The organism is Streptomyces sp. NTH33 (assembly GCF_003236365.1).
Lineage (GTDB): Bacteria > Actinomycetota > Actinomycetes > Streptomycetales > Streptomycetaceae > Streptomyces.
The window spans coordinates 1-16278 of sequence record NZ_POTZ01000118.1 but is presented as its reverse complement, the minus strand read 5'-3'; the positions used below and the strand labels follow the sequence as shown (position 1 = coordinate 16278).

Below are 16278 nucleotides of genomic sequence, written 5' to 3'. Positions count from 1 at the left end.
GTCCCGGGGTGGGTGGAGGCCCTCCGTCGAGTACCGGGTGGTGGCGATGCTGTCCACGATCTGCTGCTCGGTGAAGTTCTCCGAACCGGGCACATGAGGGACGAAACCGATGAGCACACCGTCGCTGACGATCTCCGCGTCCAGCCCCGATGCGCCATCGAGGTCCCAGAGCGCCTCGATGCTCTCATTCAGGACGACCCTGATCCCGAACTCGTAGACACCCGTCTCCACGAGATGGGCCATCACCTCCCGGGCCCGCAAGGCCGCCACTACACGCTTGGCACGATCCGCATCCATGACAGCTGTCATTCCTCCGAGTTCAGGAATTCTCGCGGGTTCAAGCCTTTTCGGGCCCGGCTGGTACCTGTCTTCTCGGACTCGGCCGGAACCTGCTTTCCGGTGGTGGGTGAAGGCGTCGAGTGCTGGAGCGAGTCGAGGATGGCCAGACCCTGCCCCACCACTCCGGCCGCCACCTGGTTGATGCCGTCGGTGCCGTTCAGGACGGTGAGATGGGCTCCGGACATGCCACGGGCCGCCGCCTCGGCGAGGGCGGGCAGATTCTCCACGACCCGGTTGGCCGCGATGAGTTCCTGGTTGCCGTCACGGAGCGAGGCGGCACGAGCCGTGTTGGCGTCGGCCTGGGCCTGGGCGATGGTCCGCTCGGCGTAGGCGGTTCCGTCGGCCTCGAACTTGGCCCGGTCGCGGCCCGCCTCGGCCAGGGTCCGCTGCCGGTAAGCCTCCGCGTCCGCCGGGCGCCGTACCTCCGCCTCCAGCCGCTGGGCCGCCAGACCGGCCTGGCGCTGGGCCAGAGCGGTCTGTTCCTCGATGACCTCCTGGGAAGCCCTGGCCTGGGCGAGGGGGCCCGCCTGTGCGGCGCGGGCGTTGGACTGCTCGGTCTCAGCGGTGAAGCCCGCCCGCTTGATCGCGGTGTCCCGTTCGTACTCGGCCTTGAGCGCGGCGGCCTGCTGCTCCCGCTCCGCTGCTTCCTGATCGGCCTTGGCCTGCGCTATCCGGGCTCGGCTCGCCACCGCGGCGGCATGCGGTGCCGCCAGGTTGTCGATGTATCCGGTGGCGTCCTCGATCTCCTGGATCTGGAGTGCGTCCACGACGATGCCGAGTTTCTCCATCTCGCCATGGCTGCCCGCCACCACTTCCTGGGAGACCCGGCTGCGCTCGCGGATGATCTGCTCCACCGTGAGTCCGCCGACGATGGAACGCAGATGTCCCGCGAAGATCCGGCCGACCAGCTCCTCCATCCGATGCTGTTCCGACAGGAACCGGCGGGCGGCATTGGCGATCGACACCGCGTCGTCACCCACCTTGAACACGCATACGGCCCGCACCGCGAGCCGAATTCCCTGCTGGGTCACACAGTCCTCCGCGATCTCCGCTTCCCGCAGGGCCAGCGACAGCATCCGGGCCTTCTGCTTGATGGGCAGCACAAAACTGCCATGACCGGTGACGATACGGAACTGGGTTTCCGTAGCATGCCGTTTGGAGCCGGAAATGAGCATTGCCTCATTCGGTGCGGGAACCTGCCAGAAAAGCATGAGGGACCACCTCGCGTCCTGCGGAACCAGGAAGACACTTCAGGACGGCAGCGGCTCAACGATCACCGAGCGTGCCGAGACGGAGTCGATCACGATCACGCGGACGTCCTTGGCGACCGGTGTCGCGGACCAGGCCGCGTAGGCTTCCGAGCCGCCCCGGACGGCCACGAGAACTTCCCCGGGACCGTCCTGTGGGATCGCCACCGTCACTTTCCCGAGTGCCCCCACGGGACTCTGCGAAGAGTCGTCGGCTACGCGCATACGCCCTCTTGACACACGGATACGGAAGGTCACCCGAAGAGGCTCTGAGTGGTCGACGGGCCACGATCACTCGCTGCCCGCTCTCTCCTTCGGACACATCAAGCCTCTGGGCACATCTGCGAATGGCTCCAGGCACCAAGACCCCGGTCGCCTTCGCACTCCTCCACGCTACTCCGCCTCGCTTCCCTCGGCGCATCACGCCTGACCGCGACACGGCGTGGTCGGTGACGTCGGGCGTCACGCGGAGGGCACATGCCGATGAGGGCGGCGGCAGAATTCTGTTCATCGTGATGAGCTCGGAGAATTCTGGCAGGTTTTTGAACGATCCGGTGGATTCCCGGGGAGCTCGCAGTGGGGAATCCGTGATCGCGTCCGGCTGAAAGTACCTTTTTGAATCCAGGGCAGCCCTGATCCTGTTGCGTCTCACTGAGGAAATCCCGGGCCGGTTGAGCCCGGATCCACCCTGGCCATGGCCTCACCTGTCGGTGATCTCGGAGAGCCAGGCCGTGTCCTCCGGGCCCGGCGCTTCGAGGCCGGGCGCGGGCAGCCGGCGGACCTCGCCCGTGCGCAGGGCGACCGTGGCCCGTGGCCGCATCGGCCCGTCGCCCCTGCGGGAGAGCAGGACGAGTTCCCAGACCGTCGCCGTCATGGCGTCGAGCCGGGTGGCGCAGTCGGCGGTGACTCGCCCCGGGTCCCGGGTCCGGCCCAGGGACAGATGCGGGGCGAAGTCCTTGGCGGGCCCACGACAGCGCGGAAACCGCTGCCGCAGTGCGCGGTGCAGGTCCGCCCACGGCGCCTTGCCGGCTGCCGCCGGGTCGAGCCACACGGTGAAGTACGCCCTGTGCCGGAAGGTGCGCACCCCGTCCAGCCGGGCGGTGAAGACCGGCGTGCCGGCCGTCGCCGCGGCGAGCAACGGGGCAGCCCGCTCGAAGTCGGACTCCGGCACGAAGCCGAAGAGCACGTTGACGTGCGGCGGCCACCGGTGGATCTGCGGATCGTAATCCCGGCGGATGTCCTGGATCGGCGGCCACAGCTCCGCGGGCGGGATCCAGGCCACCGCCGTGCGGGCCGTCGGGGACACGTCGAGGACGCCGGCGGGCTCGCCCCTGCCGGAGCTCGTGTCGAAACTCAGGTCCGCCTGCGGGCCCCGTACCCGGCCGGCGCCCGACGCGTCGATGCGGTCCACGCCCGTGGCCCGGTCCCAGACCACCTCGCCGTCCGCCTCGATGAGCACCACCCGGTGCCACGGGATGTCGCCCCCCGGCACGAAGGAAGTCAGCGGGATGCGTTCGAGGCCATCCCCGCGCCGGCTGATCCCCAGCACGAACCGGGCCGGGTCGAACCGCGGGTCCCAGCGGACCCGGTGGTAGATCTCGTCGCTGGTGCGCATCACGCCTCCTCTCCCGCCTTCACACCTTCTCCTCCTCCAGGGTGCCGCCCACCCTGTGCTCGACGGTTGTTCCGCTCGCACCGCGACGCATCAGGCGCGAGGCATCAGGCGTGATGCGTGAGGGCGCCGGCGTATGCCGGGGCGAGTCGTCTCGTCAGGATCGGCGGTCGGCGTGGGCAACAGGTGCAGCGGGCGACCGTTCGCGATGCCCTGATGGGGCCGATGGGAGACGTGGAACGGTTCGAACCGCCCCTCTCCCAGGGCTTTGCGGAACGGGCCTTCCCCGCCGCTCCGCCGGTGCCGCTGCCGCGCGAGTTCCTGCGCCGGTTCCGGCCGCTGACCGCACCCGACACCGCGCCGCGACGGCACCGCGACCCGGTCAAGCAGCGCCACGCCCGCGCCTGCCGGCCGAGGGGGCCGGGCCGGTGCCCTGGTCCTCCGGCCTCGCCGGCGCCCTGGCGCAGAGGTACGGGCGGGCGAGCAGCAGGCCGGTGCCGGTCAGGGCGATGCCGAAGTAGACCGGCGCGAGGTGGATGAAGTCCGTGTAGTGGATCATGCCGTGCACCACGACAGCCGGCAGGAAGCCGGTGGCCGCCGCCGCGGTCAGGGTCCAGAACACCCAGGCCTCACCCCGCCGCCAGCCCCACGCGCTGAGCAGGACGATCGCCACCGCCGCGGCCATCAGGGCGCCGCCGAACCCCGCGCGGTCGTGCGCGACGAACGGCACGAGCCGGGGATTCACGGCTTCCAGTGCCCGCGTGCTGGTGTCCAGGAAGGTCAGGTCGGTCGGTACGAAGACACCGGTCAGACCGACCACCGAGATCACCGCTCCGCCGACGAACAGCCCCGCTCCCGTGACGATCAGCAGCAGTTGCCCGACCAGCGCCCGTCGGCGCTCCGGTTCCGGGCCCTCGGGCGCCAGGCGCCACCGCGGCACGTGCGGGGTCCGGCGGACCGCGGCCACGAACATCGGGAAGAGCACGAGGACTGCGGCCGTGTGCAGGGGTTCCACGAAGCCGGTGCCCAGGAAGTAGAACAGGGTGGGGAAACCGATCGCCCCCGAGAGCAGATACACCTCGCGGGCCCAGGGCCGGCCGCGTCTGATCCCGCCCACGGCGAGACCGGTGTAGAGGGCGCCGATCGCCACCATCGTGCCGGCCATGGTGATCCGGTCGTGCTGGAGGAAGTGCACGAGGTGGTGGTTGACGGCGTGCAGTTCGCGCAGCGTCATGCCGAGGTAGTCGCGGTCGTACCAGAGCAGCACCGAACCGAGCGTGATCGCCGCGGCGCCCAGTCCGGCGCCCGTCATACCGAGCCCGACGAGCAGCCCCCACCACCAGGCGGGCCAGCGGCGGGGATCGCGGCCGACGTCCCGCAGCCCCGGAGCGGGCGCTGTGGGCGTGGCCGCCTCGGTGACCCGTGCGAACCAGCCGGGTCCGGCCTCGACGAGCACCCCGGGCCGGGCGAGCACGACGGTGTCCGGCTCCTCGAGCGCGGCGGCCGCGGCGGTGACCGACGGGTCGGACACATGGACCACGCGCGGATCGTCGCCGCTCGTGAACCCGTCGACGTGGGGCTCGAGGGCGGCCTCGGCCTCCGGGTCGCAGGCGCGGACGACCACCGGGATCGAGCGGCCGGCAGCGGCCTCGCGTACGGTCTCCGCGTCGGCCGCCGAAACGGGCGCCACCTCGACGACACCGGCCCCGAGCGGTGGCATGGCGCGTACCGCCTCGCGGGCGAGCGAGGGCGGGACGGACAGGCCGAGGCGGACGGTCACGGGCACACCGGCGATCTCGCCGGCGAGCCGCTGCGGCGGATGGCGGTGGCCGAACCCCCGGGCGATCAGCCGCGCGCCGGCGGGACGGGAGCCGATCGAGGCCAGCAGCCGCAGTGCCGCCCGCTGCGAGCGGCGGCGGCCGAGGACGGCGGCGGCCAGGCCGCGCAGCGGGTGGTACGTCCAGTCCGGCATCAGTGGCTCCCGCAGTCCGGCATCAATGGCTCCCGCTCTCCGTCGCTTTCACCCGGTCACCGGGCGGGGTCCAGCCGAGCACCGGCGTCATGGAACGCAGCGTCGCCCGCGTCGGCGTCAGCCGGGCGGCCGTGTCACGCAGCAGCACCGCGGGCGGCCACGACAGCTGGCCGACCGCGCCGAGCCGGGCGGAGCGGCGCGTGACGGCCCGGGTCCGCGGGCGGCGCAGCGCGTCGTACGAGCAAAGCGCGGCGGCCACGGCCGGGGTGCCGTCGAGACAGTGGGCGAGGGTGACCGCGTCCTCCAGCGCCTGGCACGCGCCCTGGCCCAGATTGGGGGTCATGGCATGGGCCGCGTCGCCCAGCAGCGCGATACGGCCGCGGACGAAGGAGGGCAGCGGCGGCAGGTCGTACAGGTCGTGCCGCAGCACCGCGTCCGCGGGGACGGCGGCCAGCAGGGCGGGGACGGGGTCCGGCCAGGACCCGAACCGGCGCAGCAGTTCGGCGTACTCGGACGACCCGGAGACCGTTCCCTCCGGCAGCGACGTGGTCGCGAAGCAGTACATCCGCCCGCCCGGCAGCGCCGTGTAGCCGAATCTCGCCCCGCGGCCCCAGGTCGCCGCGCCCTCGGAGGGCGGCTCGGCCAAAGGCCCGGTGACCATGCGCCAGGCGGTGTAACCGGCGTACCGGGGGCCGGCCGCGTCGGGCCACAGGGCACGGCGGACCGCACTGCGCAGCCCGTCGGCGCCGACCACGAGGTCGGACCGGGACTCGCCCCTTCGGTGATCGACCATCACGCAGTGGTCGTCGCCGCGCACCGCGGACACCTCGCTGCCCGGCCGCAGACTGCCGGCGGGCAGCGCCCCGGTGAGCACCCGCAACAGGTCCGCGCGGTGCAGGACCACCAGGGGATGACCGAAGCGGCGAACCAGCTCCGCGTTGTCCGTACGGGACAGCCAGCGGCCCCGGCGGTCGCGTACGCCGCCCGTGGTCTCGACGGCGCCGAGTGCCCGGACGGCGCCGGCCAGGCCGAGCACCTCGAGCGCGCGCAGCGCGTTCGGCCACAGGGAGATGCCGGCGCCGATCTCGGTGAACTCCGGGGTTCGTTCCAGCACCTCGACGTGCCAGCCCCGGCGGTGCAGGGCGATGGCCGCCGCAAGGCCGCCGATCCCACCGCCGACGATGGTCGCGGTGCGCTGCGGCATGGGTCCTCGCTCCGGGTCCGGGGGCACCGCCCCCGGTCAGGTGGCCGTCGATCCGGTGCCCGGGCGGCATGCGACAAGGCACAGGTCCGGCTGAACAGTGCCTCATCGCAGCACGCTGACAGACGCCTGTCAACAGCTGTACCGGAGGCCGTCCCGCCCTTCTCGGCAACGGCCTTCAGCGCCGCGAGTTCGATCGCTTCTTCGCGTGGTTCTTCGCCTGGCACACGGTCGGCCTATAGTCGGCCTCATGAGCCGTTGGAAGGAACTGACCGGGGAGACGTCGGGAGAGGACTACGCCGCACGGTTCGCGGCCCTGGTCCGCAGTGGGAAGGACGTGCACGGTGAGGCGCGGTTCTGTGCGGCTCTCGTGCCGGCCGGAGCGCGGGTGCTGGACGCCGGGTGCGGTACCGGACGGGTCATGATCCGGCTCGCGGAGTTGGGGTACGACTGCGTCGGGGTGGACCTGGACGCGTCGATGCTGGCAGTGGCGCGGGAGCAGGCGCCGGAACTGCCCTGGTTCCAGGTCGATCTGGCCGGGTTCGAGCCGGACCTGCTCGGCATCGCGGCGGACTTCGATCTCGTGGTCGCCGCGGGCAACGTCTTCCCGTTGCTCGCTGCCGGCACCGAGGCCGCGGTGGTCCAGCGCCTGGTGGCGGCCCTGCGCCCGGGCGGTCTGATGGTCGCCGGCTTCGGCCTGGACGAAGCCCACCTGCCCGTGCCGCCCGGCATCACGCTGCCGGAGTACGACGACTGCTGCGCCGCGGCCGGCCTCACCCTCGTCGACCGCTTCGCCACCTGGGACGCCGACCCTTACGACGGCGGCGGCTACGCCGTCAGTGTCCACCGCCGCCGCTGAGGACGTGCGGAACGTCTTGATCACCCGCGACCGCCAGGCGGCCGGCGGCTGAATCGCCCCGCCCCAGTTCCTGCGTGTTCAGCGGCGCGCCGATGAACACGCCCACCAGCAAGGGCGAAGGAAGACAGCGGGATGCGTGTGAGGCCGTCCCCGCGCCGGCTGATCCCCAGCACGAACCGGGCCGGGTCGAACCGCGGGTCCCAGCGGACCCGGTGGTAGATCTCGTCGCTGGTTCGCATCACGTCTCCTCTTCCGCCTTCACCCCCCTTGCTCTTCCTCCAGGGTGCCGCCCACCCTGCCCTCGACGGCGGACGAGGGCCTCGATCCGACGATGCGGGCTAAAGCTCGAGGTAGAAGAACAGGTCCAGATCAGCCGCCCGCTGTGGATCGGACTCCCGGACGAGCAGTTCGCGGTTCGTCACGCCAGCGCTCACGCCCAGGTGCTCGGCGTTCAGGTAGACCTGGCGTCCGGTCTCGGGGTCGTGGGCCCACACGTGGGCGGACCGGACTCGCAGGCGGCACAGGATCGGCATGGGCCCGTCGCCGTGCCACCCGGCGGCCCTGACCTCCTCGTCGCGGACCACGCGATGGCCCCAGTGATGCAGCGGCGCGGTCGCGAGGAACTCGCTCGCCATCTTCGACGGCCTCCACACCAGACCGGGCTCCGGCTTTCCGGTCACGGCCACGGTTCCGTCGAGGCGCACCCGGTGGAAACCGAACGGCATGTAGATCCGGGCCGCTCCGGCCCGCTCGCTCGATGCCGACGCCCAGTAGACCTTGTCGGGGTCCGTCCCCGGGTACGGCAGGTCCAGCTCGACCTCGACGATCGGGTCGAGCGGCTCCGGCGTCGACTCCAGGGCCACGTGGTCCCTTCGCAGGGCCGCGCTCAGGGTGATTCCCTCGGCGAAGGCGTTGTGGGCCACGTGCAGGCCGTTCAGGATGAGGTCGTCCCTCACCAGCTCGACGGCCTCCCCCCGAGGGTCGAGCAACTCGATCGAGGTGAGCTGCAGTGCGACGGGTTCCACGGGGCCGCCTTCATGGGCGCACAGCACGTCCAGCGCCTCCTGCACCGTGGTGGCCTGCTGGAGCAGGGCGCACGCACCGGGCTGGTAACTCGTGGCCGCGGCCGTACGGAAGCCGGCCGTGAACACCAGTGGCGGGCCCCCGGCGGTGCCCGGGGCCGAGCCGAGGGCCACCTGCACCTGGTGCTTCGCGTCGGTGCGTCCGGCGTCGAGGGCCCATCCGACCTCGCACAGCCCCGCTGCGTCGGTCATGGTCGTGACGACGCTCGCCCCGCTCACCGCGGATCCGTCGATCCGGCTCGGGACGCCGCCCGCGGGCATGGTCCAGGTCACCGTGGCCCCGGCGACCGGGGTGCGTCCGCGCATCACGGCGACCCGCAGCCTGCCGGGCAGGGTCACGAAGCCGCCACCGACGGGCGCCGGAATCTCCTGGCCGTCACCGCCCCGGTACAGCAGCGTGCTGTCGGTCAGTGCGGCGGCGGGCCCCCGGCAGTCCTGGGCGGTCGACGGACCGGTCAGGGCGGCGAGCGGCGCGTACCGGATCTGCGGGCCGTGCGGCGGCTCCTCCTGTCCCGTCGGCCAGTCGACCGACCCGTCGGCCCGCGCGGAGAACGTCCAGTAGTCGCCGCGGCGGAACACGTCGTCGCCGCCCCGTCCGAGCCGGATCCACAGACCGTCGCCCAGGTCGATGCGCTCGGAGTGCTGCGGATCGTCGGCGGAACGCCTGGCGGTCGCGACCCCCTTTCCCTCCGGGAACGCGTCCCACAGCCGCAGGAACCAGCCCGCCGGATCGTCCTTGATCGAACCGGCCATGCCCGCCGCGGCGGTCTCCAGCGTCACGACGACATCCGTCGTCCGTGCCACCTGGAACAGCCGCTTCCCGGTGGCCGCGTCCCGCGGATCGACGTCGTCGTGCTTCGACACGAACTCGGCGTAGGCACCGGCGCTGAACCAGTTGAGCGGGTCGAGCGCCGGCGGGTCGACGGTGATGTGGGTGCCGTCGACCTCCACGACCCTGGCCATGACCGAGGCATTGCGCCGGGACAGCTTGAGGGTGAGCCCGTCCATGCCGAACCGCGGGCCGTCCGCGGCCGGATGGTCCTGGCGCGGGATGCCGCCGTGCACTTCGATCCGGTACAGCAGGTTCTCGTGCCGGGAGTATCCGCCCTGCGGCACGAGTGTGCAGGGGTCGGCCGCCGGCGGTGCCGTGTCGGGCACCACGGCCAGGGTGCCGGACGACGGCTTCGCCAGCTTGGTCCAGTCCGGGTGCGTCGTCGCCGTGGCGCAGCTGAAGCCGGTGCCCCAGCCACCGGCCGGGGCGAAGGGGAACACCTGCCAGTCGACCAGGGTGCGCCCCGCCGCCTGGGCGTCGCCGAGAGCCCGGTCGGCGAAGGCCGGTTCCTCGACGGGGTCGACGTACCGGACCAGCGCCTTCAGGGTGAGGAGCACCGGGGTGGTCGGGGTGGTGTCGGTGCGGGGGTGCGGCTGGCTGTGCAGCAGACAGTCCGTCGCGTTCTCCACCAGCCAGCCGCCCAGGTAGCCGTGGCCCGTCCCCAGCCCGCAGGCCTCCGGGGTCGGCGCCGGCGCCACCGAGAAGGCGTTCGACCCGGCCGGGACCACGAGGCGGCCGTCGGCGCCGAGCATGTCGCCGGTCGCCGTCTCGACCCGGTGGAGCAGATGCCGGCTCTGCTGGTCGAGGTCGGCGTCCAGCAGCACCTGCCCCTGCCGGCCGACGACCGAGCGTGGGTGCCGCTCGTCCTCCGCCCGGATCGTCAGGCGCGTGGCGTCGTTGCGGATGGTCATGGTCTGTTCCTCCGGGCTGCGACGGCGCTGGAGCGCGTGTCGTCGATGATTCCGGCCTCCAGGGCGACCGGCAGGTACTCGTCCAACAGGGCCCGTACGTTGGCTACGGCGATCCCGTACGGGGCGCGGGCGAAGGCGCCCATCTCGGCCTCGCCGTCGCCTCCCGAGCGCACGCTGTCGGGGCACAGCGGGTGCAGCATGGCCAGCGTCGGTTCGTCGGCGCAGACGTCCAGGAAGACGGGCTCGTTCGCGAGCCGGACCGCGTCGGCCTCGTCGGCTGTCAACGGTCGTCGCGCGGCTTCCCCGGCCGCGGCCAGGGCGAGCGCCGGCTGGCAGCGGAACGTGCGCGGTGTCGCCGAGCCGGGAGGTACGAAGCTGTACCGTACGCAACCGGTCTGACGGCGGGTCACCGTCACGGTCTCGGTGAACACGGTGTTCGTCGCCGTGAGGGAGCGCAGGGACGACGTCCCGAGCACGGTGACGTTGCGCAGGGTGACGTCGAGGTCCCGGGCGCCGAGGGCGGCGCCCGGCGCGCCGTCGGCGGTCACGACGCTGTCGGTGACCACGAGGACGCCGCTCACGGAGGCGTTCGTGTCCCCGATCCGCAGCGGGCCGCAGATCGCGTGGTCGACCTCGATGCGGGTCGCCACGAGTGGACCGTCCGCGCGCACCGCAGCCTCGCCCGGGGCGCGTACGGTGACGTATCGCAGGTTCAGCTCGGTCACGGCCTTCGCGTGGAGCTCCAGTCCGCGGGTGAGTTCCAGGCCGTCGAGTACGAGGCGGCCGGCGGGTGCGGTGCCGTCTCCCGTCCCCCGCAGCACCCGCATCGGCGCGTCCACGGTGCAGCGCCGTTCCCGGCGGACGACGAACCCGCGCAGGGCGGGGTCCCGGTCCGCACCCGGTGCCGTCCGCGGGGGTCGCCACTGGGCGGCGACGAGGTACACCTCGGAGCCGGGAGGCACCGTCACGTCGAGCGTCGCCGAGCCGGCGGGCGCCGCTTCCAGGTCGCAGCGGGCCAGGACGACGAGGCTGCGCCGTCCGGCTCCGTGGGTGGCCACTTCGGTGAGAGCGGCCGCGAGCGTGCGGACGGTCCGGCCGGCGGTCTCCGCGGAGCCGCCGGTCGTGGCGGTGGGGTCGACGACCCAGACCAGGTCCTTCGGGCCGCCGGTGTCCCGGATGTCGAACGGCTGGTCCGGGGCGTTGCGGTCCTGGGCACCGGCTCCGACGGCCCGGCCGGCGGCCGTGGCACAGGCCACCCGGACCTCGACGACATCGGGGCGGCCGGAGGCCTCGGGTACGACGATCCGGCCGGTCACCGGGTCGACGGCGCATGCGATGGGGTGGGCGCCGCTCTTGCGCTGCGGAGCCGTGGTTCCCGGCTCGTACCAGGTGTGGGACACATGGGCGGCGGGCCGTGCACCTGGCGGGGCCGGTGGGGACTCCAGGTTCACGATGCGGATCTCCTCGGGCGGCACCCGCCGGAAGGCGCTCTCGCCGTCCCGTCGCAGGAAGACGGTGAACGGAGTACCGGAACGCTGGTCGAACCAGCGTCGGTCGGGCAGCCGGGGCGGCCGCTTCTCCAGCTCGGCGGCGCGCAGCTCCGTGGTCTCCTCGTGCAGGGGCAGGCGGCGCAGCCGGTCGGGCAGGTCGACCTCCCGGAGCCGGGTCCCGGCCGCGTCGGACCGGCGATCGGGATGGAACAGGCGCAGTACGGCACCTGGTTGCTGCGCCAGCTGGAAGTACCCCGGCCGCTGCGACCCGTCGACCTCCCACGGCCGCGCCCGAGGGACGCCCGCCAGGTCCGCCGCCGGTACGGTGTCCGGCGTCGACGGGGTCCTCGCGACGGGGGCCGGGAACCACATCACCGACGGCCGCACCAGGTGGACACCCAGCGAGGCCGGCGCATGCCGCCCGGCGGGCCGGCCGAGGCTGGTCCGGTCGACGCGGCGGACGTCGAGGAGGCGGGGCAGCCGGTCGAAGGCGCCGCCGGCCGACGACGCGGACCGCCCCGGGACGAGGTCGGCGGTGGCGGGGCGGTCCGGACGCACGTTCAACAGGTGGGCGCAGCCGGCCAGCCGCTGGTAGTACTCGACCGCGACCGCGGCCAGGCCGGTGACGTCACCGGCCATCGCCTCGACGACGCGGGCCGTCCCCTTGCCGCGCCGGTAGCGGATGGTGTTGGCCACGAAGGCGCGACGGCCGATTCCGGCGTCTCCCGGAACGGGATGCAGCGTGGGCGCGGCGACCAGCGCGGCGATCGCGTCGAGCGCCGCGTCCCCGGCCGTCTCGACGAAGAGGGCGTCGTACCACGCCTCGATCTCGGAGTCGATCTCGGCGCTCGCCAGGCCCAGCACCCCGAACAGCGCCCGCAGGGAGCCGGCGCCGGCCAGATCGGCCTGGCGCACATGGGCGGGCAGCAGGCGGTACAGGGATGCGGCGACCGCCTCGATGCGGGACTGCGGCAGTTCGGCCCCGCTGTCCGTCGTGGTCGGGAAACTCATGCGGTCAGCTCCGTGAAGGTGATGTCCGGCGCGGCGACGGACAGGAGCCGGGCCGGCTCCAGACGGATCACGCCGGTGCTCCGGTCGGTCACCAGGGTCGGCCCGGGGCAGGGAAGTCGTCCTTCGGCGTCCGGTGTCACACCCGGCGCGGAGAAGCCGGTGAGCACGACGGCCGTGACGCCTGGGACGTGCTGCGCCGTGGCGATGATCTGTGAGCGGTGCACGGCGGTGCCGAAGGGCCGGACCGGCTTTCCGAAGTCGCGGACGAGCGCGGCGCGGACGGCGGCCTCCACGTCAGATCTGGGCAGGTCCGGGTCGGAGGCGAGGGCCAGGGCCACGGTCATCGGCAGGTCGACGAAGCCCGCGATCCGCACATGGGTCCCCGGGGGCGCCGCCGCGACGAGCGCCGCGTGCAGTCCGGTGACCAGGTCCGAACCCGCCGCGGGCGGCGTGAACGAGGTGGTGGCGACGGTGACGCACACGATCCGCCGCAGCCCCGCCCGCTGTTCGACGGCCGAGGCCTTGCCGACTCCGCGGTACCCCTCGGCGAACGCCTCGAAGTCCGCCAGGGACACGGCCCGGTCCAGGGTCCGGATCGCCTTGGGCGCGCCGGTGCGCATCTCCTCGACCGTCTCGGCGTCACTGCCCCCGTCCGCGGCCAGCGGGTTCGTCACCGAGGCGACTCCGATCACCGGCGTGGTGATCTGGGTCAGCCGACCGCCGGGAATGTTCCCCGCCGCTCCGCCACCGGTGCGGTACAGGGCGACGACGTTCCCGCTCCCGCTCGGCAACCAGCCCGCGAACTGCACGTCGGACCCGCCGTCCGGCCGTTGGGTGACCTGGAACCGGCGGCTGTCGGGTCCTTCGCCGTACAGAGTGCCGGCGTGCTCGTAGCGGCGGTCGTCGACCCGGACCTCGATCGCCGGGGCGTACCCACGCGGCCCCGGTGCGGCGACGTGGGCGAGCGGCGACTGCTTGAGCGGGAAGCGCGGCAGTGCGGTCGCCGGGTCGCCGGACCCCACGGTTTCGGCACCCGAGGCGGGTGTCTGCGCGTGAGAGGACGCGACGACGTTGGCGAGCACGGTCAACGTCGCGCCGGTCCACCGGCCCGACAGGGGCCGGTCGAACACGACGAGCGTCGCCCTCTGCGCGCGGCCGGTCCGTGTCTCGGTCCGCAGCACCGTCGCCGCCTCGGACACCGTCTCGCCGCCGGCCGTCCGCCCGGTGAGGATCACGCGCCGCCCCGGTGGCAGGGCGGCTTCTCCGGCCAGGTAGAACCGGTCGGGAAGGTTCTGCCGGTCGAAGTCCGGGTGCTGCGGTGGCGCCGGATCGCCGTCGGGTCCCGGGCCGGTGACCGGCAGGACGCGCTCCTCGGGGTGTGCGAGGAGCACTCCTCGGGCGGTCTCGAGATGGATCGTCGTCTCGCGGACCTTGTCGTTGAACCTCCTGGCGAGCGCGGACCCGAGGGTGACCAGGGTGCAGCGGGCGGACAGGCCGAAGTCCGACCGCGCGGTCTCCCGGGCCGCGAGGACGCGTGCGGCGCCGGGCGTGGGGCTCCCGGTTCCGGTCTCGAACACGATGACACGGCCGGGTGCGGCCTCCGGGTGCACGGCGTCGAGATGGATGTTCCAGTTCCGGCCGGAGACGGCGCCCATCCCGAAGCCGTCCCACTCGGTCGGCAGCGGGGTGTCCGGTCCCGCGCCGTGCTCCTTGCGTACGGCGTCCGGCATGAAGCCGATGTCGGGTGCGGTCGCGCCGAACGCCTGCGCGTGCTGCCCCAGGAGGATCACCGTGCCCGGACCGGACGGCGCCGTCACGGTGTCGTCCATGGTGAGCAGCCGTCCCGCGGAGACGGTGAGGACGGTGCGGGCCGGCTCGGCGGAGGCGGCGATGTCCACCGCCGTGACCCGGGCCAGGAGCCAGGACGACCTCCTGGCCGTGCGTGCCGCGGCATGGACGAGCACCCGGTCGCCGACCCGGGCGCCCAGACCGACGTCCTCGACCTCGACACTCGTGGTCGTGGCCGAGACCCGCGGCAGGGTGAGCGCCCGCAACGGCAGGAGAGCGTTCCACGCGGTACGGACCTCGACCGCGCCGTCCGTCTCGAAGGTCACCGGCTGTCCGCCCTGTTCGGGCACCGTGGCCACCTTGAAGCCCCGGGGGATCGTGACGACGTCCGGCACGCCCGGCAGCGCGATGCCGTCCGGCGCGCCCGGGAGCGTGCCGACCCGGAAGGCCAGCAGTGCGTCGGCGGCGATCGCCGGCCGCGGCACGTACCCCAGCATGGCGGTCAGCCGGACCAGGGCCGCGCGGTCCTCGGTGCCGGGCAGCGTGGAGTCGACGGCGAGCCGGTGGAGCGTCCAGGCCAGCACGTGGTGCGCTCCGGCCGCCGCCGCGAGCAGGGCGACGGCGGGATCGTCGGGTGATCGTCCGAGCGTCGCCAGCGGGCGGCTGTCGAGGGCCTCGGCCCGCGCGATCCTGTCGAGCAGACGCTCCAGGATCGCGCGGTAGCGGAAGCGGTACGGATCGCCGGGAAGCTGCCCGGAGGTGCCCGGGCCGGTTCCCGCACACGATGCGGTGTCGCCCGGTCCGCAGCCGCACATGCAGCTCATCGGCCACCTCCGGTACTGATCCGAAGACGTCCTCGCTCCGGGAAGCCGGGATCGTCGCGCAGTTCGAGCACCTCGGTCGCCGCAGGGCGGATCACCCCTCGGGCGAGCTCTCCCCGGGCGAGGCGTCCGAAGCGCTGGAACACCAGCGGCCTGACACTCTGCACCCCGGGGACGGCCATCACGGCGGCGAGGAGCGCCGACAGGTACAGGGGGGTACCGAAACCGAACCGGTCGGGATGGAAGAACCCGGGGGTGCCGCGGCTCCCGGAGGGCGACAGGGCGGCGCGCACCCGCCGCCCCACCTCGCTGCGCAGCTCGCCGGGTTCGGCGCACACCGACAGGCCGATGTCGAGCGGGACGGTACGGGCCTCGCGTACGGCGACGTCGAACCCGGCGAGCCGGAACGACTCCAGGTGGGTCAGCAGGCCCGTGCGGAAGGCCGCGTCGACCCCGGCCCCGCCCTGGCGGTCGACATGGACGAGTACGGTCTGCCAGGCGCCGGTCCAGCGCGACTCGGCGACGGCGTCGGCCACGCCCGGGAACCGGCGCGCCGCCTCGGCGTAGTCCGCGGGCGTGACGGCGCGTTCCCGGCGGCGGAAGGCCGAAGGGGCGGCGACCCGGACCGCGGCGTCCTCCTCCGGCGCCGCACCGCCGGACGCCGCGACCGGGTTGGTCACCGAGGAGACCGGCACGCTCCGGTCGGCATCGGGCAGCACGACATGGCCCAGCGCATCCGCGCCGAGGTTGCCGACCGGGCCGGTGCCGAACCGTCCGCTCACGCCGAGTGAGTCACCCACCGCCGGGGCCAGCCCGTGCGTGCCGTCGCCGAACCGCAGCACCGGACGTCCGTCCGGCCCGGTCTCCACGACGAACTCCCGCGAGAACCGCCCACTGGCCAGCAGGTCACGCCGGACGGCCCAGCTCGCGAACGGGTCGTGGAGGGCGATCTGAGGAAGGCACCGGGCCTGGTCGACGGCCGTGAGGGCGCGGGCCGTCGGCGGCCCGGGGTCGGCCGGGCCGTGCCGTGCGGTCCGCGACGGCGGACCGATGCCACCGCTCACCACAGGACGCCAGGTCACCCCGGCCTGCGGGGCGGGCGGGGACAGCCGC

At 73.3% G+C, this 16278-nt stretch carries 11 protein-coding genes and 1 pseudogene; 1 reads left to right on the top strand and 11 read right to left on the bottom strand.

Annotated features, from left to right (window positions below; translation table 11 throughout):
- From C1I97_RS14380 to C1I97_RS14355, 6 genes are all read right to left on the bottom strand, one after another.
- Positions 1–297 (bottom strand): hypothetical protein (locus tag C1I97_RS14380; RefSeq protein WP_111003607.1); only part of this gene is annotated, 297 nt, incomplete at its 3' end.
- A gap of 8 nt (positions 298–305) precedes the next feature.
- Positions 306–1514, bottom strand: coding sequence for a flotillin family protein (locus C1I97_RS42480; protein ID WP_309147802.1), 1209 nt, complete (start codon positions 1512–1514; stop codon positions 306–308).
- Positions 1515–1589: 75 nt separating this feature from the next.
- Positions 1590–1754 carry a hypothetical protein gene (locus tag C1I97_RS39890; protein WP_181446725.1) on the bottom strand — a complete coding sequence of 55 codons (165 nt, stop codon included), beginning with the start codon at positions 1752–1754 and terminating at the stop codon, positions 1590–1592.
- Positions 1755–2286: 532 nt separating this feature from the next.
- Entirely contained in the window at positions 2287–3201 is a 915-nt protein-coding gene (locus C1I97_RS14370; protein ID WP_111003605.1) for an RNA repair domain-containing protein, read from the bottom strand.
- Between the two features lie 379 nt (positions 3202–3580).
- Positions 3581–5170, bottom strand: a complete 1590-nt coding sequence (locus tag C1I97_RS14360) for a hypothetical protein (protein WP_220040826.1) — start codon at positions 5168–5170, stop codon at positions 3581–3583.
- A 22-nt stretch (positions 5171–5192) separates the two neighbouring features.
- A complete protein-coding gene (locus C1I97_RS14355; RefSeq protein ID WP_111003604.1) occupies positions 5193–6374 on the bottom strand; it encodes an FAD-dependent monooxygenase in 1182 nt (393 codons plus the stop codon).
- 247 nt (positions 6375–6621) lie between these two features.
- Between C1I97_RS14355 and C1I97_RS14350 the strand changes: the two genes are divergently transcribed.
- Positions 6622–7230, top strand: coding sequence for a class I SAM-dependent methyltransferase (locus C1I97_RS14350; protein ID WP_111003603.1), 609 nt, complete (start codon positions 6622–6624; stop codon positions 7228–7230).
- Between the two features lie 104 nt (positions 7231–7334).
- On the opposite strand, the pseudogene C1I97_RS42955 reads toward C1I97_RS14350, so the two are convergent.
- From C1I97_RS42955 to C1I97_RS14325, 5 genes and pseudogenes are all read right to left on the bottom strand, one after another.
- Positions 7335–7469, bottom strand: a pseudogene (locus tag C1I97_RS42955) (DUF504 domain-containing protein); the annotation flags it as partial.
- A gap of 99 nt (positions 7470–7568) precedes the next feature.
- Complete coding sequence (locus C1I97_RS14340; RefSeq protein WP_111003602.1) at positions 7569–10055, bottom strand: DUF6519 domain-containing protein; 2487 nt, start codon at positions 10053–10055, stop codon at positions 7569–7571.
- A complete protein-coding gene (locus C1I97_RS14335) occupies positions 10052–12556 on the bottom strand; it encodes a hypothetical protein (RefSeq protein WP_111003601.1) in 2505 nt (834 codons plus the stop codon). Before C1I97_RS14335 ends, C1I97_RS14340 begins: the two co-directional genes overlap by 4 nt.
- A complete protein-coding gene (locus C1I97_RS14330; protein WP_111003600.1) occupies positions 12553–15168 on the bottom strand; it encodes a baseplate J/gp47 family protein in 2616 nt (871 codons plus the stop codon). Before C1I97_RS14330 ends, C1I97_RS14335 begins: the two co-directional genes overlap by 4 nt.
- Positions 15165–16278: baseplate J/gp47 family protein (locus C1I97_RS14325; protein ID WP_181446724.1), on the bottom strand; the 1114-nt coding region annotated here is incomplete at its 5' end. The genes C1I97_RS14330 and C1I97_RS14325, both read right to left, overlap by 4 nt.